Below are 25,520 nucleotides of genomic sequence, written 5' to 3' on the forward strand. Positions count from 1 at the left end.
CGCGCCGCCCGCTCCCCCCTCCACCATTGAAAAAAAGTGCGTCATGAACATATTGCTTGAATTCAGTCAAATCGCTGCGCGTTTCCCCGACCATCTGGCCATCGATGGCGAGGGTGGGCCGCTCAGTTATAGGCAGTTACAAGGGCAATTGGAGGGGGTGCGCAGCGCCGTCGCCGCCGTCTGCGGCGCCAGTCCGATGGTGGTGACGCTGCTGCCGCAGTCGCTGGCGCTGGTGCGCGGCGCGCTCGGCAGCATGGGCGCGGGCAAGGTCTTCGTGCCGCTCGACCCGCTGCTGCCGGCGGGCCGGCTGGCGCTGCTGCTGGCGCAGCTGGACATCGGCCTGGTCGTCACCGAGCGCCAATGGCTGCCGCTGCTGCAAACGGCGCTGCCGCGGGGCGCCGAGCCGCCGCCCGTGCTGCTGCTCGACGACGTGGCGGCGGCCGCGCCGGCCGGCGCCGCCGAGTATCCGGCGGCGCCGCACTGCTATCTGTATTTCACGTCGGGCTCGACCGGCACGCCGAAAGCCGTGCTGGGGCGCACCGACAGCCTGCTGCACTTCATCGGCTGGGAGGGCCGGGCCCTGGCGCTGACGCCGGCCGACCGCGTCAGCCTGCTGACGGCGCAAATGTTCGACCCCTTCCTGCGCGACCTGCTGCTGCCCTTGCTGCACGGCGCCACGCTGTGCATCCCGCCCAGCCGCGAGCTGGTGTATGCGCCGATGGCGCTGCTGGCCTGGTTCGCCCAGCAGCGCATCAGCATCACGCACATGATTCCATCGCTGTTCCAGATGCTGCTGGAGCAGCCGGGCGCGGCCGCCGGCCTGGCGCGGCTGCGCGTGGCGGCGCTGGCCGGCGAGATGCTCAAGGGCTCGCTGGTCGAGCGCTTCTACGCCCTGGAGCTGGGCAACACCCGGCTGTTCAACCTGTACGGCCCGACCGAGACGACGCTGGCCAAGTTCCACTACGAGGTCGGCATCGCCGACCGCAGCCGCGCCGTGATCCCCGTGGGCCGGCCGATCGACGGCGCGGCCGCCTATCTGGTCGACCAGGACGGCTGCCTGGTCGCCGACGGCGTCGTCGGCGAGGTGCTGATCGCCACGCCGCATATGTCGGCCGGCTACCTGCACGCGCCGGCCGGCGCGGCCGCGCCCTTCTTCACCGGCGCCGGCGAGCTGGCCGGGCTGGCGCTGTACCGCACCGGCGACCTGGGCCGGCGCCTCGACAACGGCGACCTGGAACTGGCCGGCCGCAAGGACTTCCAGATCAAGATCGACGGCCAGCGCATCGAGCTGGGCGAAATCGAGAGCGCGCTGGAGCGCCACGCCGGCGTGAAACAGGCGATCGTCCACTATGTCGACGGCGCCGCCGGCCAGAAAATCCTGATCGCCTACCTGAAACTGCGCGCCGGCGCGGCCGTCCCCGACGCCGCCGCGTGGCGGGCCTTTTTGGCGCCGCAGCTGATTGCCGGCGCGATCCCCTCGCACTACCAGTTGCTGGACAGTTTTCCGATGCTGGCCAACGGCAAAATCGACCGCGGCGCGCTGCGCCCGGAGCTGACGCTGCGCGCCGCCGGCGGCGCCGCCGACGCGCCGCTGACGCCCTTGCAGGCGCAGCTGGCGCAGATCTGGCGGCAGGTGCTGCGCATCGACCGCGTCGGCGTCGAGGACGGCTTTTTCGCGCTGGGCGGCAGCTCGCTGCTGGCCATCCGCATGCTGGCCCAGGTGCAGCAGATGAGCGGCGTCGGCGTGCCCTTCGGCCGCTTCTTCGCCGAGCCGACGCTGGCCGCGCTGGCGCTCTACCTGGCCAGCGACGCCGGCGGCCACGCCGCCGCGCCGCAGGCGCGCGGCGCGCAACGGGGCCTGCCCAGCGCCGACCAGCAGCGCATCGTCTTCCACCAGCACCTGGCGCCGGACAGCTGCGTCTACAACATGGCCTATACGGCGATCTGGGAGGGGCCGGTCGAGCGCGCCGCGCTGCAGGGCGCCGTCGACGCGCTGCTGGCGCGCCACGCCGCGCTGCGCACGCGCTTCGTGCTGGAGCGCGGCGAGGCGGTGGCCGAGATCGACGCCTCGGCGACGGCCGCCGTCAACTGGCTGGCGCCGGCCTCGGCGTCGGCGGCCCAGGCCTGGCTGGCGGCCGACGCGCGCCGCCCCTTCGACCTGGCGCAGCCGCCGCTGCTGCGCGTGGCCGTGCTGAGCCTGGCGCCGGCCGAGCATGTGCTGTATCTGTGCCTGCACCACAGCGTCGCCGACGCCTGGTCGCTGAACCTGATCTGGGAAGAGCTGTTCGGCGCGTACTGCCGCACGCTGGACGGCCAGACCGGCGCGGCCACGCCGGCGCCGGCGCTGACGCTGCTCGACGTGGCCGACTGGCAGGCGCGCCAGCTCGACGGCGCCGCCTTCGCCGACGCCAGCCGCTACTGGCTGGCGCGCCTGGCGGCGCTGCCGGCCGTCGCGCAACTGCCCTACGACCGGGCGCCGGCCGCCGCGCCCAGCCAGCGCGGCGCGCGCTTCCCCTTCACCCTGCCGGCGGCGCTGACGCGCGACCTCAAGGCGCTGGCCGCCGCGCACGGTGCGACGCCGTACATGGCGCTGCTGGCGGCCTTCTCCACCTTCCTGCAGCGCTACACGCAGCAGCGCGACGTGCTGGTCGGCACGCCGCTGGCGCGGCGCCAGCAGGCGGGGCTGGCCGATCTGGTCGGCTTCCTCGTCAACATCCTGGTGATCCGCAGCGACGTCGACCCGCAGGCCAGCTTCGCGGCCGTGCTGGCCCAGGTGCGCCAGGGCGTGCTGGAGGCGATCGCCCACCAGGAGATGCCCTTCGATAAACTGGTGGAATTGCTCAATCCGCCGCGCGAGCCCGGCGTATCGCCGCTGTTCCAGGTGATGTTCGCCTACCAGGACGCGCCGCCGGCGGCGCGCCGGGTCGGCCCGGCCCGCGTGTCGGCGCCGGCGCAGTTCGACAACGCCACGGCGAAATACGACTTGACGCTGGAAATGTGGGACGACGGCCAGCACTTTTCCGGCCTGCTGGAATACGCCAGCGAGCGCTTCGACGCCACCACGGTGGCGCGCATGGCGGCCAATTTCGAGTGCCTGCTGGGCGCCATCGTCGCCGCGCCGCAGGCCGAGCTGGGCCGCCTGGCGCTGCTGGCGCCGGGCGAGCGCGCCACGCTGGCGGCCTGGAACGACACGGCCGCGCCGTTCAGCGACCGGCTCTGCATCCACCAGCTGATCGAGCGCCAGGCCCGCGCCACGCCGGACGGCGTGGCCGTCGTCTTCGGCGCCGAACAACTCAGTTACGCCGAGCTGGACGCCCGCGCCAACCAGTTGGCGCAGCGCCTGGTCGGCCTGGGCGTCGGCCGCAACGCCACGGTCGGCATCAGCGTCGAGCGCTCGCCGGCGCTGGTGATCGGCTTCCTGGCCATCCTCAAGGCCGGCGGCGTCTACGTGCCGGTCGACCCCGACTATCCGCTGGAGCGGCGCCGCTTCATGATCGGCGACGCCGGCCTGCGCCTGCTGCTGACGCAGGAGAAATTCGCCGACGTCTACCGCGAAGTGGCGGTCGAGACGCTGTTCCTGGAGCGCGACGCCGCCGCCATCGCGCGCTGCCCGGCGACGCCGCCGGCCGTCCATGTGGGCGCCGAGGACAGCGCCTACATCATCTACACCTCCGGCTCGACGGGGCGGCCGAAGGGCGTGCTGGTGGGCCACCGCGGCGTGTGCAACCTGGCCGAGGCGGAAATCGCGCTGCTGGCGATGACGCCGGCCAGCCGCGTGCTGCAATTCGCCTCGTTCAGCTTTGACACCTCGATCTGGGAAATCGTCATGACGCTGTGCGCCGGCGGCGCGCTGGTGATGGCGCCGGCGCGGGCGCTGCTGCCGGGGCCGGACCTGCTGACGCTCATCGAGCGCCAGCGCGTCAGCCACGCGACGCTGCCGGCGTCGGCGCTGGCGGCGCTGCCCTTCGCCGCGCTGCCCGCGCTGGAAGTGCTGATCGTCGCCGGCGAAGCCTGCGGCCTGGACCTGCTGCGCAAATGGGCGCCGGGGCGCCGCTTCGTCAATTCCTACGGCCCCACCGAGGCCACGGTCAGCGCCAGCAATGCCGTGCTGCCGGCCGACGCCGCCCGCATCCACATCGGCAAGCCGCTGCACAACACCCAGATCCACCTGCTGGACGGGCAGATGCAGCAATTGCCGATCGGCGTGGCCGGCGAGTTGTACATAGGCGGCGTCGGCCTGGCCAGCGGCTACCACCGCCGCCCCGAGCTGAGCGCCGAGCGCTTCGTCGACAACCCCTTCGGCGCCGCCGGCAGCCGCCTGTACCGCAGCGGCGACCTGGCCCGCTGGCTGCCCGACGGTAACATCGAATACCTGGGCCGTATCGACCAGCAAGTCAAGATCCGCGGCTTCCGCGTCGAGCTGGGCGAAATCGAAACCGTGCTGCGCGGCCTGCCGGCCGTGCGCGACGCGGTGGCGATGGTGCGCGCCGACTATCTGGACGCCAGCGCCGTCGTCGCCTATGTGCTGCTCGACGCGCCGGACGGCGCCGACCTGGCGGGGTTCCAGGCGCAGCTGCGCGCCAGCCTGCCGGAGTTCATGCTGCCGGCGGCCCTGGTGCCGCTGGCGGCCTTCCCGCGCCTGCCCAACAACAAGGTCGACCGGGCCCGCTTCCCCCGGCCGGAACAGCAGGGCGGCGCCGTCGCCGCCGACGCCGCGCCGCGGGGCGACATCGAAACGGCGCTGGCCGCCGTCTGGTCGCAACTGCTGGGCCGCGGCGGCATCGGCCGCGCGCAATCGTTCTTCGAGCTGGGCGGCCATTCGCTGCTGGCGGCGAAGGCGGCGGCGCTGCTGGCCGCCGAGCATGGCATCGGCCTCGGCGTGGCCGAGGTGTTCGAGCACAAGAGCATCGCCGAGCTGGCGCTGCGGGCCCGCCGGCTGCGCGCCGACACGGCGCTCGACCCGCTGCTGCTGGACGGCGCCGGCGCCGCGCCGCTCAGCTTCGCGCAGCAGCGCATGTGGTTCGTCGAGCAGCTTGACGGCGGCTCGGCCGCCTACAACATCGGCGTCGTCAAGCATGTCGACGGCGCCGTCGACGCCGCGCTGCTATGCCGCAGCCTGGACCTGCTGCTGGCGCGCCACGGCGTGTTCGCCACGCGCCTGGGCCTGGACGGCGGCGCGGTCAGCCAGTCGGCGGCCGCGCCGCTGCCGCCATGCCGGCCGCAGGCGCTGGGCGCGCTCGACGCCGCCGCGTGGCAGGCGGCCGTGCGGGCGCAGGCCGAGGCCGACGCCGGCGCGCCGTTCGAGCTGCTGGGCCAGCCGCTGTACCGGCTGCGCGTGCTGCTCGGCGGCGCCGGCCAGTGCGCCGTCGTGCTGGTGGCCCACCACCTGCTGCTCGACGAAGCGTCGATGGCGGTGCTCGACGACGAGCTGCCGGCCATCTACGCCGCGCTGGAGCAGGGCCGCGCGGCGGACCTGGCGCCGCTGGCGCTGTCCTACCAGGGCTTTGCGCGCTGGGACCGCTCGCCGCGGCGCCAGGCCGCGTGGCAGCCGCAGCTGGCCTATTGGCAGGCGGCCTTCGCCAGCCTGCCGCCCCTGCTGGCGCTGCCGGCCGACTTCCCCCGCGACGCCGCGCGCGAGCGCGACCGCCGCGCCGGCGGCGCCCACTTCGCGCTCGACGGCGCCGCCAGCGCCGCCGTGCGCGCGCTGGCGGCCCGTTGCGGCACCACCGCCTTCAACGTGCTGCTGGCCGCCTTCCAGCTGCTGCTGCACCGCTACACCGGCGAGCGCGACATCTGCGTCGGCGTGCCGGTCGCGGTGCGTCCGCTGCCCCAGCTCGACGGCGTCGTCGGCCTGTTCCTGAACACCGTGGCGCTGCGCGCGCGGCTGGCGCCGGGGCAGTCCTTCCTGACGCTGCTGGCGGCGGCGCGCGACAACAGCGCCGCCGCGCTGGCCAGCCAGGAGGTGCCGTTCGAGCGCGTCGTCGACGCCGTCGATCCGCGCCGCGAGCGCGCCGGACAGGGCCTGTTCCAGGTCATGCTGGCCTTCACGGGGCGGCGCGCGCCGGCCGGCGCAGACCAGGCGCTGCGCGTGCGCAGCGCCAACATCGACACGCCGGCCGCGAAGTTCGACCTGACCCTGTTCATCGACGAGCACGAGGCCCACTTCAGCGGCAAGTTCGAGTACCGCAGCGCGCTGTTCCTGCCGGAGACGATGGCGCGGCTGGCGGCGCATTTCGTGCACCTGCTCGGCAGCGTCGCGGCCGAGCCGGAGCGGGCCGTGGCGGAATTGCCGATGCTGGCGCCGGACGAGCGCCAGTTGCTGCTGCACGAATGGAACGCCACCGAGGTGGCGTTGCCGAACTGGTGCGCGCACCAGCGCTTCGAGGCGCAGGTGCGGCGCGTGCCCGGCGCCACCGCCTGGTCCTGCGGCGCCGCGCGGCAGGATTACCGCACCTTGAATGAGCGGGCGAACCGGCTGGCGCGCCACCTGCGCGGCGCCGGCATCGGCCGCGACAGCGTGGTCGGCGTGTTCCTGCCGCGCTCCGAGCACCTGCTGGTGGCGCTGCTGGCCGTGCTCAAGGCCGGCGCCGCCTATCTGCCGATCGACGCCGGCCTGCCGGCGCAGCGCCTGGATTTCATCCTGCGCGACTCGGCGGCGCGGCTGCTGATCACCAGCGCCGGGCTGGCCGGCAAGCTGCCGGCCGACGCCGACGCGCTCGTGCTGGACCGCTTCGAGGCTACGCTGGCCGGCAACGACGCCAGCGACCTCGGTCTGGAGGTGGCGGCCGACGACCTCGCCTACGTGATTTACACCTCCGGCTCGACCGGCCAGCCGAAGGGCGTGATGATGCCGCACCGGGGCTTGAGCAATTACCTGGCGCACGCGCTGGAAGTCTACGACCGCGCCGACGGCATCGGCAACCCGGTGCATTCGTCGATCGCCTTCGACGCCACCATCACCAGCCTGTACCTGCCGCTGCTGACCGGCAAGCAGTTGTTCATCGTGCCGGAGGAGGACGAGATCGCCTGCCTGGGCGAGCTGTGGCAGAACCAGCCCGGCCTGACGCTGGCGAAGATCACGCCGGCCCACCTGGAATTGCTGAGCAAAATACTGCCGGCCGGGGCGGCCAGCCACACGGCCGTGCTGGTGATAGGCGGCGAAGCCCTGCACGCCAACGCGCTGCGCTTCTGGCGCGAGCATGCGCCGGCCGTGCGCGTCATCAACGAGTACGGCCCGACCGAGGCGACCGTCGGCTGCTGCATCCACGACATCGCCGCCGGCGAGTGCGGCATGCCGGGCGCCGTGCCGATCGGCCGGCCGATCCGCAACACCCGCCTGTACGTGCTGAACGAGGCCATGCAGCCGCTGCCGCTGGGCGCCGTCGGCGAGTTGTACATCGGCGGCGCCGGCCTGGCGCGCGGCTACCTGAACCGGCCCGACCTGACGGCCGAGCGCTTCGTCAGCGACCCCTTCAGCGCCGACCCGTCGGCGCGCCTGTACAAGAGCGGCGACCTGGTCAAGTACGCGCCGGACGGCGTGCTGCACTTCCTCGGCCGGCGCGACCACCAGATCAAGCTGCGCGGCTACCGCATCGAGCTGGGCGAGGTCGAGGCCAGCCTGAGTGGCCACCCCTTCGTGCTGGAGGCCGCCGCCGCCGTGCTGGAGCGCCACGGCCGCAAGCATTTGCTGGCCTATGTGGTGCTGGCCGAGGGCATCGGCGACACGGCGGCGATCCGCACCCACCTGGCCGAGCAACTGCCCAGCTACATGGTGCCGTCCGAGATCGTCGCGCTGGCGGCCCTGCCGCTGACCAGCAACGGCAAGATCGACCGCGAGGCCTTGGCGCGGCTCGACGTGAAGACGGCGGCGACGCCCCACGCGGCCGCCCGCACGCCGCTGGAGGCGACGCTGGCCGAGATCTGGCAGGGCGTGCTGGAATGCCCGGCCGTCGGCGTCAACGACAATTTCTTCGAGCTGGGCGGCGACTCCATCCTCAGCCTGCAAATCGTCTTCAAGGCGCGCCAGGCCGGGCTGCTGATCCATCCGCGCATGGTGTTCGAGTACCCGACCATCGCCGAGCTGGCCAGCGTGACGCGGGCCGGGCCGGCGGCGCCGGCGGCCGAGCAGGTGGTCGGCGGCGCGCTGGCGCTGACGCCGATCCAGCGCTGGTTCTTCCAGTACAACGCGGCCAATCCCCACCATTTCAACCAGTCCTACCTGTTCGACGTCGCGCCGGCGCTGGACCTGGCGGCGCTGGAGGCGGCCTTCGCCGCCGTGCTCGAGCACCACGACGGCCTGCGCACGCGCTACAGCAAGGTCGGCGGCCAGTGGCAGGCCAGCATAGGCGCGGCCGGGGCGACGCCGTTCCGCCTGCAGCGCTGCCGCCTGCCGGCCGACGCCGGCGAGCTGGGCCAGGCGCTGGCGCAGCACCAGCGCATGCTCAACATCGAAACGGGGCCGCTGCTGAAGGCCGTGCATTTCGACGGCGCCGGCGGCGCCCTGCTGCTGGTGGTCGTGCACCACCTGGTGGTCGACGGCGTCTCCTGGCGCATCCTGCTGGACGACCTGCTGCACGCCTACGCGGCGCTGGCGGCGGGCCGCGCGCTTGCGCTGCCGGCCAAGACGGCCTCGTTCCAGCAGTGGGCCGGCCATCTGGCGCACAGCGCCGGTACGGCCGCGATGGCGGCCCAGGCCGGCTTCTGGCGCGACTATCTGGCGCGGCCCGTGACGCCGCTGCCGCGCGACCTCGACATGGCGGCGGCGCGCAACAGCGCGGCCTCGTCGCGCAAGGTGGTGTTCGCCCTCGACGCCGACGCGACGCGGCAGTTGCTGGCCGCCGCGCCGGCGGCCTACCACGCCAAGGTCAGCGACGTGCTGCTGGCGGCGCTGGCGGCGACGCTGCGCGGCTGGGGCGGCGGGCGCGACTGGCGCATCGACATGGAGGGCCACGGCCGCGACGGTTTCGACGCGGCGCCGGACGTCAGCCGCACGGTCGGCTGGTTCACCACCATCTATCCGGTGCTGGTGGCGCTGGGGCCGGACGCGGACGATCTCGACGCGCTGCTGAAAACCGTCAAGGAGGCGGTGCGCGGCGTGCCGCAGCAGGGCGCCGGCTTCGGCCTGCTGGCGTATGGCGGCGCGGACCAGGCGCCGCCGGCCGGCGGCGAGCTGTGCTTCAACTATCTGGGCCGCTTCGACCATGGCTTCACCCGCGCGCCGCTGCTGGGCGTGTCGGCGCTGCCGACCGGCCCGCGCCAGGCGGCCGAGAACCGGCGCGCCTATCTGCTGGAAGTGGACGCCTTTGTCCACGGCGCCACGCTGACGGTGGAATGGACGTATAGCGAATGCTGCCACCGCGAGGCCACCGTGCGCGCGCTGGCCGCCGATTTCGGCGCCCGCCTCGGCGCGCTGATCCGTCATTGCGCGGCGCAGGCGGCGCCGCAGCACACGCCGTCGGACTTCCCGCTGGCCGCGCTGGACCAGGCGCAGACGGACCTGCTGTGCGCGCGCGACGCGCAGCTGCGCGACGTCTATCCGCTCACGCCGACGCAGGAGGGCATGGTGTTCCACGCGCTGAGCGCGCCGGCGGCCAGCCTGTATGTCGAACAATTGTGCTTCCGCCTGGCGCAAGCGGTGGCGCCGCAAGCCTTGCGGGCCGCCTGGCAACGGGTGGCCGAGCGCCACCCGGCGCTGCGCACCCGCTTCGACCTGGTCACGGCCGGCACGCCGCTGCAGCTCGTCAGCGAGCGCGCCGCGCCCGACTGGCGCGAGCGCGACTGCCGCGCCGGCGGGGCCGACGACGCGGCGGCGCTGGACGCCTTCCTGCTGGCCGACCGCCTGGAGGGCTTCGACCTGCGCGCGCCGCTGTACCGCATCACGCTGCTGCAACTGCCGCAAGGCGGCCAGTGCATGGTGCTGAGCCACCACCACGCGCTGCTGGACGGCTGGTCGGTGCAACTGCTGCTCGACGAGGTCGGCGAGGTGTGCCGCGGCGGCGCGCCGGCGCAGCAGCCGCGGCCTTTCCGCGACTACCTGCAGGCGCAGCGCCTGCGCCAGGACGCCGACGCGGCCCATTGGCGCCAGCGCCTGGGCGGGCTGGCCGAGGCGACGCCGCTGCCGGCGGCGCGCGCCGTGCTGGCGCCGGAGGACGGCATCGGCCGCGCCGAGTTCCGTCTGGCGCCGCAGGCGCAGCGCGCGCTGGAGGGCTTCGCCCGCGGCCAGCGCGTCACCGTCAGCACCGTCGTGCAGGCCGCCTGGGCGCTGCTGCTGCAGCGCTACACGGGCAGCGCCGACTGCCTGTTCGGCGTCACCGTGTCCGGCCGCGCCGGCGCGCTGCCCGGCATCGAGGCGATGGTCGGCCTGTTCATCTGCACCGTGCCGGCCCGCATCGGCGTCGACGGCGCGGCGCCGGTCGGCGACTGGCTGCGGCGCATCCAGCGCGAGCACCAGGAGAACGAGCAGCACACCGGCCTGTCGCTGGCCGACATCAAGCAGCAGGCCGGCATCGACTGGCAGGGCGGCCTGTTCGAGTCGATCCTGGTGTTTGAAAACTACCCGGGCAGCGCCGCGCCGCAGGAGCCGCTGTTCCGCTTCGAGCAGGCCGCCGAGCGCACCAACTTCCCGTTGACGGTGGTGCTGTCGGCGCGCGGCGGCCTGCACGGCCACATCCACTACGAGCGGCGCCATTACACGGCCGCCGCCGCCGAGGGGCTGGCGCGCCACCTGCTGCAGCTGGTCGAGGCGCTGGCCGCGCGCGCCGACGCCGCGCTGGACCAGGTGGCGATGCTGGCGCCCGAGGAAAGCGCGGCGCTGCTGGCGGCCTGGGCGCCGCCCGCGCGGCCCTTCTTCGACGGTTGCGCGCACCAGTTGTTCGAGGCGCAGGCGCGCGCCACGCCGGAGCGGGCGGCGCTGCGCTACCAGGGCGCGGACATCAGTTACGCCGAGCTGGAGCGGCGCGCCGAGCACATGGCGGCGCAGTTGCGCGCCCGCGGCGTCGGCCCGGACCGTCTGGTCGGCCTGTACCTGCGGCGCACCCCGGAACTGGTGGTGGCGATGCTGGCGACGCTGAAGGCCGGCGGCGCCTACATTCCCATCGACGCGTCCTATCCGGCCGAGCGGGTCGCCTACATGGTCGCCGACAGCCGGGCCGCGCTGCTGATCACCGAGACGGCGCTGCGGGCGGCCTTGCCGCAGCAGAGCGGCACCGTGCTGCTGGTCGACGGGCCGTGGCCGCCGGCGCCGGCCCACCCCGCCGTGGCGCAGGCGCCGACGGCCGCCAGCCTGGCCTATGTGATCTATACCTCGGGTTCGACCGGCCAGCCGAAGGGCGTGATGATCGAGCACCGCGGCCTGGTCAACTACCTGACGTATGCGCGCCGCGCCTACGGCGCCGGGGCGCACACGCGCGCCTTCCTGCACTCGTCGATCAGCTTCGACGCCACCATCACCAGCCTGTGGCTGCCGCTGATCGCCGGCGGCACCGTGCTGATCGTGCCGGACGAGCGCGACGCCACCGGCCTGGCCGCGCAACTGGCGGCCGAGGGCGGCGCGCACCTGCTGAAGATCACGCCGGTGCACCTGGAGCTGCTGGGCCAGACGCTGCCGGCCGGCGCGGCCGCCAACGTGGCGGCGATGGTGGTCGGCGGCGAAGCCTTGCCGGGCGCGGCGCTGGCGCCGTGGCGCGCCGGCGCGCCGGCGATCCGCATCTTCAACGAGTACGGCCCCACCGAAACCGTGGTCGGCTGCTGCGTCTATGAAGTGGCGGCCGGCGAGCGCCTGGCCGGCAGCGTGCCGATCGGCCAGCCCATCGACAACACCCAGTTGTACGTGCTCGACGCGCAACTGCGGCCGTTGCCGTTCGGCGCCACGGGCGAGCTGTACATCGGCGGCGCCGGCGTGGCGCGCGGCTACCTGGGGCGCGCGGAGCTGAGCCGCGAGCGCTTCGTCGCCAGCCCCTTCGCCGCGTCGCCGGGGCGCCTGTACCGCAGCGGCGACCTGGTGCGCGCCCTGCCGGACGGCAATCTGGACTATGTCGGCCGGCGCGACCAGCAGGTCAAGCTGCGCGGCTACCGCATCGAGCTGGGCGAGATCGAGGCGCAGCTGGCGGTCCACCCGGCGCTGCGCCAGGCCGCCGTGGCCCTGCACCGCGACGGCGCGGCGGCGGGCGACGCCAGCCTGGTCGCCTATGTCGTCGCCGAGCGCGGCGAGGGCCCCGGCGCGGCGGCCCTGCGCGAGTACCTGCGCGCGCGCCTGCCGGAGTACATGGTGCCCAACCATTTCGTGGTGCTCGACAGCCTGCCGCAGACGGCCAACGGCAAGCTCGATTACAAGGCGCTGCCGGCGCCGGCGGCGCGCGCCGGCGCCGGGCGGGCGCCCGCCACGCCGCTGGAACAGTCCCTGCACGCGATCTGGTGCGAGGTGCTGGGGCGCGCCGACATCGGCGTCGACGACAGCTTCTTCGACCTGGGCGGGCATTCGCTGAAGGCGCTGCGGATGATGGCGCGCATCGAGCAGCAACTGGCGGTGGCCCTGTCGGTGCGCCAGGTGTTCGACCAGCCGACGATCGCGCAGCTGGCGCTGCTGGTCGGGCAGCGCCGCGGCGCCGGCGTCGCCGCCGGCGGCGCGATTCCGCGCGCGGCCAGGGAGGGCCGGCGCGTGGCGGCCCTCGACAGCGGCAAGTAAGGAGCAGGTAAGGAGCAGGTAAGGAGCAGTGGAGCAGCACCGGGGCGGCCCGACGAGGGGGGGCCGCTCTTTCATTGACGTTATGTGGCAATTCAACAACCAACAGAAGAAAGCGCATATGCAGGCCTCATCCTATTTGTTTACGCCATCGTTTGCCCAACAGCGTTTGTGGCTGCTGGACCAATTGGAGCCCGCCACGGCCCAGTACAACATCGTCACGGCGCTGCGCCTGACGGGCCGTCTCGACGGCGCCGCGCTGGCCGCCGCGCTGAACGCCGTGGTGCAGCGGCACGAATCGCTGCGCACGGTGTTCCAGTACGAAGACCAGGTGTTGCAGCAGCGCTGCCTGGAAACGCTGACCCTGCCGGTCGAGCTGAGCGAGGCCGACGCCGCCGACGCGCACAGCGTCAGCCGCTTCCTGCTCGACGCCTACCACCAGGGCTTCGACCTGGCGCGGCCGCCGCTGCTGCGCTGCCGCCTGCTGCGCCTGGCCGACGAGCAGCACGTGCTGGCGCTAACCATGCACCACATCGTCTCGGACGGCTGGTCGGCCGAGATACTCGGGCGCGAGCTGGCGCACTGCTACCGGGCCTTCCGCGAGGGCGCCGAGCCGGCGCTGCCGGAACTGGAGATCCAGTACGCCGACTTCGCCGAATGGCAGCGCGGCGCCGCCGCCGCCGTCGAGCCGCAGCTGGACTACTGGAAGACGCAGCTGCGCGGCGTCACGCCGATCGCCCTGCCGCACGACCGGCCGCGCCCGGCGCGCCAATCCTTCAAGGGCGCCACCCATTACTTCGACCTGCCGCCGGCGCTGACGGCGCGCATGGCGGACAGCGCGCGCGCCCAGGGCCACACCCTGTTCATCGAATTGCTGACGGCGTTCTACGTGCTGCTGCACCGCTACACGGGGCAGAGCGACCTGGTGGTCGGCTCGCCGGTGTCCGGGCGCAGCCGCCTGGAGCTGGAAAACCTGATCGGCTTCTTCGTCAACACGCTGGCCTTCCGCGTCGACGTCCAGCCCGAGGCCAGCTTCGCCGAGCTGCTGCAGCAGGTGCGCCGCGTGGTGCTGGACGGCCAGTCGCACCAGGACGTCACTTTCGACCGCGTGGTGCAGGCGCTGCGCCCCGAGCGCGACCTGAGCCACGCGCCGATTTTCCAGGTGATGTTCGCCTACCAGGAGTCGTCCGGCCAGCACTGGCAGTTCGACGGCCTGGCCGTCGAGCGTCTCGACATCCCCGTCGACACCGCCAAGTTCGACCTGACGCTGTCGCTCGACAACGTCGACGGCCAGGTGCGCTGCGCGCTCGAATACAGCAGCGACCTGTTCGACGCCGCCACCATGGTTCGCCTGGGCGAGCACTACACGACGCTGCTGGCGCAGATCGGCGAGCGCGGCGCCGAGCCGATCGCCGACTACACGCTGCTGTCGGCGGCCGAGCGGGCGACGCTGCTGTCGTGCTGGCAGCAGCCGGTGGCCGAGTATCCGGTCGAGCTCTGCCTGCACCAGGCTTTCGAGCGCCAGGCGCGCCTGAGGCCGGACGCCGAGGCGCTCAGCGCGGGCCGGCAGCGCCTCAGCTACCAGGCGCTGAACGCGCGCGCCAACCAGCTGGCGCACTACATCCGCTGCTCGCTCGGCGCGGCCGGCGCGCCCGCCGACGCCGCGGCGCTGATCGGCATCTGCCTGCCGCGCCAGGAAGACCTGGTGGTGGCGATGCTGGCCGTGCTGAAGGCCGGCTACGGCTATCTGCCGATCGACCCGGCGCTGTCGGCCGAGCGCGTCGGCTTCTACGTGGCCGACTCGCAAGTGTCGCTGGTCATCAGCAACGCCGAGCACAGCGCGCTGTTCGACGGCACCGGCATCGACACGGTCGGCATCGACAGCGAGCTGCTGTTCATCCTCTCGATGTCCGACGAGAACCTCGATCTGCCCTGCCAGCCCTCGCAGCTGGCGTATGTGATCTACACCTCGGGCTCGACCGGCACGCCGAAGGGCGTGATGGTGACGCACCATAACGTGATGCGCCTGTTCAAGGCCACCGACGCCTGGTTCGGCTTCCACGGCGACGACGTCTGGACGCTGTTCCATTCCACCGCCTTCGACTTCTCCGTGTGGGAGATCTGGGGCGCGCTGCTGTACGGCGGCCGCCTGGTCGTGGTGCCGTATCTGGTGTCGCGCTCGCCGGAAGCCTTCCACCAGCTGGTGCTGGACGAGGGCGTGACGGTGCTGAACCAGACGCCGTCCGCGTTCAAGCTGTTCAGCGCGGCCGACGCCGCCGCGGCGGCGCCGGCCGGCGCGCTGAAACTGCGCTACGTGGTGTTCGGCGGCGAGGCGCTGGAGCCGTCCAGCCTGCGCTCCTGGTTCGCCCGCCACGGCGACGCCGCGCCGCGCCTGATCAATATGTACGGCATCACGGAAACCACGGTGCACGTGAGCTACCGCCCGATCACGGCGGCCGACGCGCTGCGCAGCGGCGCCAGCCCGATCGGCGTCGCCATCCCCGACCTGCGCCTGTTCATCCTTGACGCGCGCCTGCGTCCGGTGCCGATCGGCGTCACCGGCGAAATCCACGTCGCCGGCGCCGGCGTCGCCACCGGCTACCTGCGCCGCGAGGCCCTGACGGCCGAGCGCTTCATCGCCTGGCCGGCCGCGCTGGCCGGCGCCGCCGGCCACAGCGACGGCGCGCGCCTGTACAAGACCGGCGACCTGGCGCGCTTCCTGGCCGACGGCAGCGTCGAGTACCAGGGCCGCGCCGACGACCAGGTGAAGATCCGCGGTTTCCGCATCGAGCTCGGCGAGATCGAGGCGGCGCTGCGCCACTGCGCCCAGGTGCGCGAGGCCACCGTGACCACCCTGCGCGACGGCGTCGACGGCGACGCCCGCCTGGTCGCGTATGTCGTCGCCGACGACGCCGCCGTCAAGGTCGAGCAGTTGCGCGCGGCGCTGAAGACCACCCTGCCGGACTATATGGTGCCGGCCAGCTTCGTCTTCCTCGACGCGCTGCCGCTGACGCACAACGGCAAGATCGACCGCAAGGCGCTGCCGGCGCCGGCCGCCGCCCGGCCGCAACTGGCCAGCGACTACGCGGCGCCGTCGAACCAGGCGGAGCGCCAGTTGGTGGAGATCTGGTGCGCCGTGCTGGGGCTGGAGCAGATCGGCGTGCACGACAACTTCTTCGCGCTGGGCGGCGACTCGCTGCGCGGCGTGCAGGCGATCGGCCAGGCCCGCGCGCTCGGCCTGCAACTGGCGCTGGTCGACCTGTTCGCGCACCAGAACATCGCCGCGCTGGCCGCCGCGGCCGCGCGCCAGGCCCCGGCCGCGGCCCGTCCGGCCGACGCGCGCCAGCCCTTCAGCCTGATCGAGGCGGAAGACCGGGCGCGCCTGCCGGCCGGCGCCGTCGACGCCTATCCGCTCAGCCGGATGCAGGGCGCGATGTTCTATCACATGCAGCTGGCGCCGGAATCGAACGTCTACCATTGCACCGGCACCTCGCACATCGGCCTGAAAAGCCCGTTCGACGAGGCCGCCTTCCGCCAGGCCGTGCAGGACACGGTGGCGCGCCACGACGTGCTGCGCATCTCCTTCGAGCTGGCCGGCTACAGCCAGCCGCTGCAGGTGGTGCACGGCCACGCCGTGCTGCCGCTGGTGGTCGAGGACTTGCGCGGGCTCGACGACGCCGCCCAGGAGCGGCGCATCAAGGCCCTGCTGGAGACGGAGCGCAACACGCCGTTCGACTTGTCGAAGCCCAGCCTGCTGCGCTTTTTCATCCAGCTGCGCGGCGACCGCTCGCTGCAGTTCACGATGACGGAATGCCACCCGGTGTTCGACGGCTGGAGCTACCACACGATGATCGTCGAGGTGTTCAACCGCTACGCCGGCCTGAACGGCGACGGCCATTTCACCGAGCCGGCGCCGCTGGCGGTGAACTACCGCGACTTCGTCGAAATGGAACTGGCCGCCGTGGCCGACCCGGCGCACCAGAACTACTGGTCGGACAAGCTGGCCGACTGCACCATCCTGCGCCTGCCGCGCCTGCAGGGCGCGCGGGCGAAGGGCGCCGCGCCGAGCCTGAAGGCGCTGCGCCTGGACTTGCCGGAGGCCGTCTACGCCGGCCTGCAGCGGCTGATGCACGACGCCTCGGTGCCGATGAAGAGCGTGCTGCTGGCCGGCCACGTCAAGGTGATGAGCCTGGTCACCGGCGAGGCCGACATCCTGACCGGCATTCCGACCAACGGCCGTCCCGAGGAGGTCGGCGGCGACCAGTTGTACGGCCTGTTCCTGAACACGCTGCCGTTCCGCTTCAAGCTGGCGCGCGACGCGTCCTGGCGCGACACGGTGCGCGCCGTGTTCGCCAACGAGTGCGAGGGCATGCCGTTCCGCCGCTTCCCGCTGGCCGAGATCCAGCGCCGCTTCGGCCGCCAGGCCCTGCTCGACGACGTGCTGTTCAACTATATGGACTTCCACGTGTATGAGCGGCTCGACGCCGATCTCGGCTTCGAGGTCGTCGACACGCTCGACAGCGGCGAGGTCAACGAGGGCACCAACTTCGCGCTGAACGTGCATTTCCAGCACCTGACGCTGTCCTCGCGGCTGCAGCGCCGCCAGTTGTCGATCCAGATCGACTACGACGCCACCCAGCTGAGCCGGGCCCAGGCCGAGCAGTTGTCGGACTTCTACCTGGCCGTCTTCACGGCGATGGCGGAGACGCCGGCGCAGCCGCACCACGCCCAGGACTTCCTGCCGGCGGCCACGCGCGCGCAGGTCCTCGAACAGTTCAGCGGCGCCGGCGCCGCCTACCAGGGCCAGGCCACGCTGGCGGCGCTGTTCGCCGAGCAGGTCGCGCGCCGCGGCGACGCCCTGGCGCTGACGGACGGCGAGCAGGAGCTCAGCTACCGCCAGCTGAACGTGCGCGCCAACCAGCTGGCCCGCCACCTGGCCGAGCGCGGCGTCGCGCCGGGCCAGCGCGTCGGCCTGCACCTGGCCCGCTCGCCCGAACTGATCGTCGCGATGCTGGCCGTGCTCAAGGCCGAGGCGGTGTATGTGCCGATGGACGTGGAAGACCCGCGCGAGCGCATCGACACCATCCTGCACGACAGCGCCTGCTGCATCGTGCTGACGCAGGAGCGCTATCTGGCGCGCTTCAACGCGGCCACGCCGCTGGTGCTGCTCGACCGCATGGCCGGCGGGCTGGCCGCCCTGCCGGCCGGCGACCCGCCGGTCACGCTCGACGCGGCGGCGCCGGCGTATGTGATGTACACGTCCGGCTCTACCGGCACGCCGAAGGGCGCGGTGATCCGCCAGCGCGGCGTGGCGCGGCTGGTCAAGCAGGCCGGCTACGTCGATTTCGAGCGCAACGGCCGCGTGCTGCAGATGTCGAGCGCCAGCTTCGACGCGTCGACGCTGGAAATCTGGGGCGCGCTGCTGAACGGCGGCACGCTGGTGCTGTATCCGAACACCCTGCCCAGCATCCCCGTGCTGGAAACCTTGATCGCCCAGCAGCGGGTGCAGACGCTGTTCCTGACCACCTCGCTGTTCAACGCCGTCGTCGACGAGAAACCGCAGGTGCTGGCGCCGCTGCGCCAGGTGATCACCGGCGGCGAGACGATGTCGCCGGCGCACGCGCGCAAGCTGCTGGCGGCGCTGCCGGAGCTGCGCCTGACGAACGGCTACGGCCCGACGGAAAACACGACGTTCACGACGACCCACGACGTCACGCCGGCGCAGGCCGACGGCGTCGAGGCGATCCCGCTGGGCCGGCCGATCGCCCACACGCAGATCTATGTGCTGGACCAGTTCATGCAGCCGGTGCCGCCGGGCACGCCGGGCGAGCTGTATGCGGGCGGCGACGGCGTCGCGCAGGGCTATCTGAACCGCGACGAGTTGAACGCGGCCAGCTTCCGGCCCGACCCGTTCCGCGCCGCCCCCGGCGCGCTGCTGTACCGCACCGGCGACCTGGCCAGCTTCGACGCCGACGGCGTGCTGCGCTACCTCGGCCGCATCGACGGCCAGGTGAAGATCCGCGGCTTCCGCATCGAGCTCGGCGAGATCGAAAGCGCCCTGTGCCGCCACGCCAAGGTGCGCCAGGCGGCCGTGCGCGTGGTCGACGAGGCCGGCGGCAAGCGCATCAGCGCCTATGTCGTCGCCGACGCCGCGCTGGAGGGCGACGCGCTGGCGCTGAAGACCCACCTGGCGCAGTTGCTGCCGAAGTACATGCTGCCCACCTATGTGGTGTTCCTGGCGTCGCTGCCGCTGACCCGCAACGGCAAGCTCGACGCCAGGCGCCTGCCGCCGCCGGCGCCGCTGGCGGCGCCGCGCGCGGCCGACCCGGCCAGCGACCTGGAACGCGCCATCGCCGCCGTGTGGGCGCAGGTGCTGGGCGTGGCCCAGCCCGGCATCGACGACAACTTCTTCGACCTGGGCGGCCATTCGCTGCTGCTGGCGCGGGTGCACCAGCAACTGCGCGCCCGCGGCCACGCCGCGCTGTCGATCGTCGACCTGCTGAACTACCCGACCATCCGCGCGCTGGCCGGCCACCTGCAGCGCGCCGGCGCCGGCGCCGGCGGCATCGGGCTGCCGCAGATCGAGCAACAGCTCAACGACGGGCGCCGCCGCCTGGCCCAGTTGCAGCAGCAAAAACAGAGGGCATGATATGGACGGCCACACAGAGATGGACATGACTACGCAGACGGAGAACGGCCTGGAGATCGCCGTCATCGGCATGGCCGGGCGCTATCCCGGCGCCGCCGACATCGGCCAGTACTGGCGCAACATCGAGGCGGGCACGGAATCGGTGCGCCCGCTGACGCCGGAGGAACTGGCCGCCGCCGGCGTCGACCCGGCGCAGCTGGCGCAGCCGGAGTATGTCAATTCCGGCGCCTTCCTCGACGACATCGAGCACTTCGACGCCGGCCTGTTCGGCTACGCCGCCAAGGAGGCGCAGCTGATGGACCCGCAGCACCGCCTGTTCCTGGAAACGGCCTGGCAGGCGCTGGAGCACGCCGGTTGCGCGCCGGAGCAGTTCGACGGCCAGATCGGCGTGTTCGCCGGCGCCTCGGCCAGCAGCTATCTGGTGGAAACCGTGGTCAACAATCCGGCCGCGCTGCGCCACGTCTCGCTGCAGGACCTGATGTATGAAAACAACCACGACTTGCTGGCCAGCCGGGTTTCCTACAAGCTGAACCTGACCGGCCCCGCCATCGTCGTCGGCACCGCCTGCTCGACCTCGCTGGTGCTGCTGCACTACGCCTGCCAGTCGCTGCTGGCGGGCGACTGCGACGTCGCGCTGGCCGGCGGCGCCCGCGTCAGCGTGCCGCACAAGTCCGTCTACGCCTACGCCGAGGGCGGCATCCTGTCGCGCGACGGCCACTGCCGCAGCTTCGACGCCAAGGCGTGCGGCACGATTTCCAGCAACGGCGTCGGCGTCGTCGTGCTGAAGCGCCTGAGCGACGCGCTGCGCGACGGCGACACCGTGCACGCCATCGTCAAGGGCACGGCCGTCAACAACGACGGCGCGCAGAAGGTCGGCTTCACGGCGCCGTCCGTGGACGGCCAGGCCGAGGTGGTGAAGAAGGCGCTGGCCGCCGCCGGGGTGCCGGCCGAGTCGATCGGCTACGTCGAGGCGCACGGCACGGCCACCCACCTGGGCGATCCGGTCGAGGTGGCGGCGCTGAGCAAGGCTTACCGCCACTTCACCGGACGGCGCGGCTTCTGCGCGCTCGGCTCGGTGAAGGCCAACATCGGCCACGCCGACACGGCCGCCGGCGTGGCCGGCGTCATCAAGGTGGTGCACATGCTGCGCCACGCGGTGCTGCCGCCCAGCGTCAACTTCGACGCGCCGAATCCGGAAATCGACTTCGCCGACACGCCGTTCTATGTGTCGGCCGCGCGCCGGCCGTGGCAGGACGCCGTGCGGCGGGCCGGCGTCAGCGCCTTCGGCATCGGCGGCACGAACGCCCACGCGATCCTCGAATCGGCCGCCGCGGCGGCGCCGTCGGGGCCGTCGCGGCCGTGGCAGCTGCTGTGCTTCTCGGGCAAAAACAAGGCCGCGCTGCAGGCCAACATCGCCCAGTTCCGCGCCTGGCTGGCGGACGCCGGCGAGGCCGCCCTGGCCGACGCCGCCTACACGCTGCAAAGCGGGCGCACGGCGCTGGAGTACCGCGCCGCCGTGCTGTGCCGCGACAGCGCCGACGCGCTGGCCAAGCTGGGCCAGGCGCTGGCGCCCAGCCACAGCCGCCTGGCCAACCGCCCGGTGGTGTTCATGTTCAGCGGCCAGGGCACGCAGTATCCCGACATGATGCGCGGCCTGTACGAGGCCGAGCCGGCCTTCCGCCGCAGCGTCGACGCCAGCGCCGCCATCCTGCTGCCGCTGCTGGGGCGCGATATCCGCGAGCTGCTGTTCGCGCCCCCCGGCGCCAGCCAGGCGGCGCCGGGCGAGCTGCAGCGCACCCGCTACACGCAGCCGGCCCTGTTCGTCGTCGAGTACGCGCTGGCGCAGTTGCTGATGGGCTGGGGCGTGCGGCCGAAGGCATGCATCGGCCACAGCATCGGTGAATACGTGGCCGCCTGCGTCGCCGGCGTGTTCACGCCGGAGCAGGCGCTGGCGCTGGTGGCGGCGCGCGCCGCCGCGATGGACGCCATGCCGGCCGGGGCCATGCTGTCGGTGGCGCTCGGCGAGGCCGAGGTGGCGCCCTACCTGCTGCCGGGCGTGTCGCTGGCGGCCGTGAACGCGCCGCAGATGGTCGTCGTCGCCGGCCCCGGCGCGGCCATCGACGCCGTCGAGGCGGCGTTGCTGGAGGCCGACGTGGCGGTGCGGCGCCTGCGCAGCGCCCACGCCTTCCATTCGGCGATGATGGAGCCCTGCCTGGAGGTGTTCGGGCGCGCCTTCGATGGCATCGTGCCGCAGGCGCCGGCGATCCCCTTCATCTCGAACGTGACGGGCACCTGGATCACGGCGCAGCAGGCCGTCTCGCCGGCGTACTGGCTGAGCCAGCTGCGCGCGCCGGTGCGCTTCGCCGACGGCGTCGCCGGCGCGCTGGCCGACCCGGCCAGCGTGCTGCTGGAGGTGGGGCCGGGCCGCACGCTGGCCAGCCTGGCCGAGCAGCAGCTGCCGCCGGAGCGGCGCGCCCAGGTGCTCGCCTGCGTGCGCGACATCAAGCGCCACGCCGCCGACGAGGCCGTGCTGTACGGCGTGCTGGGCCAGTTGTGGAGCCTGGGCGTGCACGTCGACTGGCGCGGCTTCTACGGCGCCGAGCGGCGCCGCAAGGTGCCCTTGCCGACCTACGCCTTCCAGCGCCAGCGCTACTGGCTGGAGCAGGTGGCGGGCGCCAAGGCGGCGCCTGCCGCCGGCGCGCGCCTGCCGCTGGCGCAATGGTTCCACCAGCCGGTGTGGCGCCAGGCGGCGCTGCCGCTGCCGGCCGCCGCCGCGCCGCGCCAGCGCAACTGGCTGCTGTTCGAGGACCAGCGCGGCCTGGCCGGCGCGCTGGCGCGCGAGCTGGAGGCGGCCGGCCAGCGCGTCTGGCTGGTGCGCGCCGGCCGCCGCTTCCGCATGCTCGGGCCGCAGCGCCTGCAACTGCGGCCCGGCAGCGGCAAGGACGTCGAGCAGTTGTTCGACTGGCTGGCCGCCCAGGCGGCGCTGCCGGAGAAGATCGTCAACTGCTGGGGCGTGACGCCGCTGGCCAAGCCGGGCGCCGCCGTCGACTACGCGCAGTTTGAAACCCTGCTGCACATCGGCCGCGCGTTTTCCCAGTCGGCGGCCGGCGCCGGCTGCGAGTTGTATGTGCTGAGCAGCCATCTGCACGACGTCGGCGGCAGCGCCGTCGACCCGGCCAAGGCGCTGCTGGACGGCGTCTGTCGCGTGATGCCGAAGGAGTTCGAGCAAATCCGCTGCAAGAGCATCGACTTGCCGCTGCCGCCGAAAAAACGCCTCGGCGGGGCGCCGCGGCTGGACCTGGCGGCGCTGCTGGCGGAGCTGCACGGCGGCGCCGCCGGCAGCGTGGCGCTGCGCGGGCGCAGCCGCTTCGTGCCGGCCGTCGAGCCGGTGCCGCTGCCCGACGCCGGGCACGCGCCGGCCTTCCGCCAGCAGGGCGTGTACCTGATCACGGGCGGCTTCGGCGGCATCGGCGCGACGCTGGCGCGCCACCTGGCCAGCCGCTACCGCGCGCGCCTGATCCTGACCTCGCGCGGCGGCGTGCCGCCCGAGGCGGACTGGGCGGCCTGGCTGGCCGGCCACGACCCGTCCAACGACAAGTCGCAGCGCATCCGGCTGCTGCAGGAGCTGGGCGCGGCCGGCGCGCAGGTCCACGTGATCGGCGCCGACATCGCCGACGCCGGCGCGATGAAGGCCGGGTTGGCCCGGGCCGAGCGGCGGCTGGGCCGCGTCAACGGCGTGATCCACTCGGCCGGCATCGCCGACGGCGCGCTGATCCAGCGCCGCACGGCGGCCGACTCGGCGGCCGTGTTCGCCGCCAAGGTGGCCGGCACCCAGTTGCTGGGCCGTCTGCTGCGCCGCCACGCGCTCGACTGCTTCGTGCTGTGCTCCTCGCTGGCCGCGCACATCGCGCCGGTCGGCCAGGTCGCCTACTGCGCCGCCAACGCCTTCGAGGACGCCTTCGCCCTGGCCGGCGCGGCGCGCGGCGGCCCGACCCGCTACCTGAGCGTGGGCTGGGATTCGTGGCAGGAGGTCGGCATGGCCGTCAATAGCCTGGGCGCCGCCCAGCTTGGCTACATCAGCCACGGCATCACGCCGGCCGAGGGCGTGGCGGCGCTGGAGCGGGCGCTCGCCAGCGGCTTGAGCCATTGCTACACCTCGACCCGCGGCCTGCCGCTGCCGGAGGCGGCGCCGGCGCCGGCCGACGCCGTGGACGGCGCCGACGGCGGCGCCGACGCGGCGCCGGCCGGCTTCCATCCGCGGCCGGACCTGGCGGCCGCCTTCGTGGCGCCGCGCAACGGCGTCGAAGCCTGCATCCGCGACATCTGGCAAGACAAGATCGGCGTCGCGCCGCTGGGCGTGTTCGACGATTTCTTCGAGCTCAACGGCCATTCGCTGATGGCGGTGCAGATCATCGCCGAGATCAAGCGCAAGCTGAAGGTGGCGCTGCCGACCGGCCTCATTTACGATAACTCGACCATCGCCCAGCTGGCCGAAAACGTCGCGGCGCGCGCGCCGCAGGCAGTCGGGGAGCCGTCATGAAGCCGCTGCCGCAGACGCTGCCGGCCGCGGCGCGCGAGCCGGCCGGCGCGGCGCCGAACAATGTCGCCGATCTGGACCGCTGGCGCGTGGCGGCCGGCCCGGCCGAGGCCGGCATCGTCGCGCTGCACACGCCCGAGGGCCGCGATTTCCCGCTCGGCTATGCGCAACTGTGCTTCTGGTTCGTCTATGTGGCGCTGGGCGACACGGCCAACAGCCTGTCGCGCCTGATGATAGACGGCGCGATCGACGTGCGCACCATGGAAAAGGCGCTGAACCACATGCTGCAGCGGCACGAATCGCTGCGCGCCAGCATCTCGGACTGGAATCCGCTGCAGCGCGTGCTGCCGTTCCAGCCCTTCGACCTGGCCTACCTGGACGGCTCGGCGCTGGACGAGGCGGAGCTGGGCGCGCTGGTCGGCGCCGTCTCGCACAAGATGGTCGACACGCCGTTCGACCTGGCGCGGCCGCCGCTGCTGCGCGCCCAGCTGGTGCGCACCGGCGCGGCCAGCCACGTCATGCTGCTGTGCTTCCCGCACATCGTCGCCGACGGCGGCGCCGTGCACCTGTTCGAGCAGCAGCTGATGGACACCTACCGCCGCCTGGCGCAGGGCGACGGCCGCCTGCCGGGGCGGGCGCAGACGCTGCAGATCGCCGACTTCGTCGCCTGGGAGCGCCAGCGCAACGCCATGCACGGCGAGCGCGCCCTGCAGTTCTGGCGCGGGCAGTTGCGCGGGCATCCGTATGCGCGCTTCCCCGACGCGCTGCTCGAACGGGGGGCGCTGCGGCACCACGACTGCTACGCCGCCTTCCCCGACGACTCCTTCGAAAAACTGGGCGAGCTGGCCAGGCGCCACAAGGCGACCTTGCAGATGTGCCTGATCGCCGTCATCGGCTGCGCCGTGCACAGCGTGACGGCGCAGGCGCGCTTCACGCTCAACTCGGTGCTGGAAAGCCGCGAGGAGAACGGCACCGAGGGCTTGATGGCGGCCCTGCTGCGCGTCATGCCGGTGCCGCTGAGCTTCGGCGCCGACGCCAGCTTCGCGCAGGTGCTGGGCGAGGTCCGGCAGCGCGTGCTGGAAGCCTACGAGCACAAGGATTGCCCGTGGAGCGTGCCGGTCGGCGTGCTGGCCGAGCAGCGCTGGCGCCACAGCCCGCGCCTGTACACGGGCTTGATCCGCGCCGCCGGCTGGCTGTTTGCGCGGCTGTTCCGGCGCGCCCGCCTGTACCCGCGCTTCCTGGCCGACTTCCTGTTCATGGAGCCCTTCCCGCCCGAAGCGGGCTGGCGCGCGCGCCTGCGCGCCAGGCCGGCGCGGGCCGCGCGCGGCGGCATCGCCGACCCGGTGATCAACGTGAACATGCTGCAGAGCGTGTTCAAGCGGGATGGCGGCGCCGGCGGCGGCGTGCACGCCGAGCAATTGAAGGACCCGACGCGCTTGTTGCTGAGCGAGGCCACCAGCAGCAATTGGGAGGAGGACAGCATTAATTTTTACATCGTCGACACGGGCCGGGAACGGCCCAGCATCCGCATGGTTTGTTCGAACCTCAACGCGCACGGCATCGAGCAGTTGCTCGCCGCCGTGCAGACCGCGCTGCGCGCCGCCAGCCGGGCGCCGCACAGTGCACTCAACCACATGGATAACTAGGGTAATGGA

Annotated in this window: 4 protein-coding genes; all 4 read left to right on the forward strand. The window is 72.9% G+C overall.

All coding sequences use genetic code 11. The annotated features are described in order from the left end of the window. Nucleotides 1-43 precede the first annotated feature (43 nt). The 4 genes from OIK44_RS10775 (at nucleotide 44) to OIK44_RS10790 (ending at nucleotide 25,511) form a co-directional block, all read left to right on the forward strand. Nucleotides 44-12,682: a non-ribosomal peptide synthetase gene (locus OIK44_RS10775; RefSeq protein WP_273670746.1), complete on the forward strand. Its 12,639-nt coding sequence runs from the start codon at nucleotides 44-46 to the stop codon at nucleotides 12,680-12,682. 118 nt (nucleotides 12,683-12,800) lie between these two features. Further along, nucleotides 12,801-19,328 carry a non-ribosomal peptide synthetase gene (locus OIK44_RS10780; RefSeq protein WP_273670747.1) on the forward strand — a complete coding sequence of 2,176 codons (6,528 nt, stop codon included), beginning with the start codon at nucleotides 12,801-12,803 and terminating at the stop codon, nucleotides 19,326-19,328. Between the two features lie 25 nt (nucleotides 19,329-19,353). Next, complete coding sequence (locus OIK44_RS10785; RefSeq protein WP_273670748.1) at nucleotides 19,354-23,868, forward strand: type I polyketide synthase; 4,515 nt, start codon at nucleotides 19,354-19,356, stop codon at nucleotides 23,866-23,868. Next, on the forward strand, nucleotides 23,865-25,511 hold the full coding sequence (locus OIK44_RS10790) for a condensation domain-containing protein (protein WP_273670749.1): 1,647 nt from the start codon (nucleotides 23,865-23,867) through the stop codon (nucleotides 25,509-25,511). Before OIK44_RS10785 ends, OIK44_RS10790 begins: the two co-directional genes overlap by 4 nt. Nucleotides 25,512-25,520 lie beyond the last annotated feature (9 nt).

Source organism: Janthinobacterium fluminis (assembly GCF_028595325.1).
Taxonomy (GTDB): domain Bacteria; phylum Pseudomonadota; class Gammaproteobacteria; order Burkholderiales; family Burkholderiaceae_D; genus Janthinobacterium; species Janthinobacterium fluminis.

What these genes read in the sequence shown, in the direction of transcription:
- OIK44_RS10785 (WP_273670748.1), top strand. Translation starts at nt 19,354, where the DNA reads ATGACTACGCAGACGGAGAACGGCCTGGAGATCGCCGTCATCGGCATG.
- OIK44_RS10775 (WP_273670746.1), top strand. Translation starts at nt 44, where the DNA reads ATGAACATATTGCTTGAATTCAGTCAAATCGCTGCGCGTTTCCCCGAC.
- OIK44_RS10790 (WP_273670749.1), top strand. Translation starts at nt 23,865, where the DNA reads ATGAAGCCGCTGCCGCAGACGCTGCCGGCCGCGGCGCGCGAGCCGGCC.
- OIK44_RS10780 (WP_273670747.1), top strand. Translation starts at nt 12,801, where the DNA reads ATGCAGGCCTCATCCTATTTGTTTACGCCATCGTTTGCCCAACAGCGT.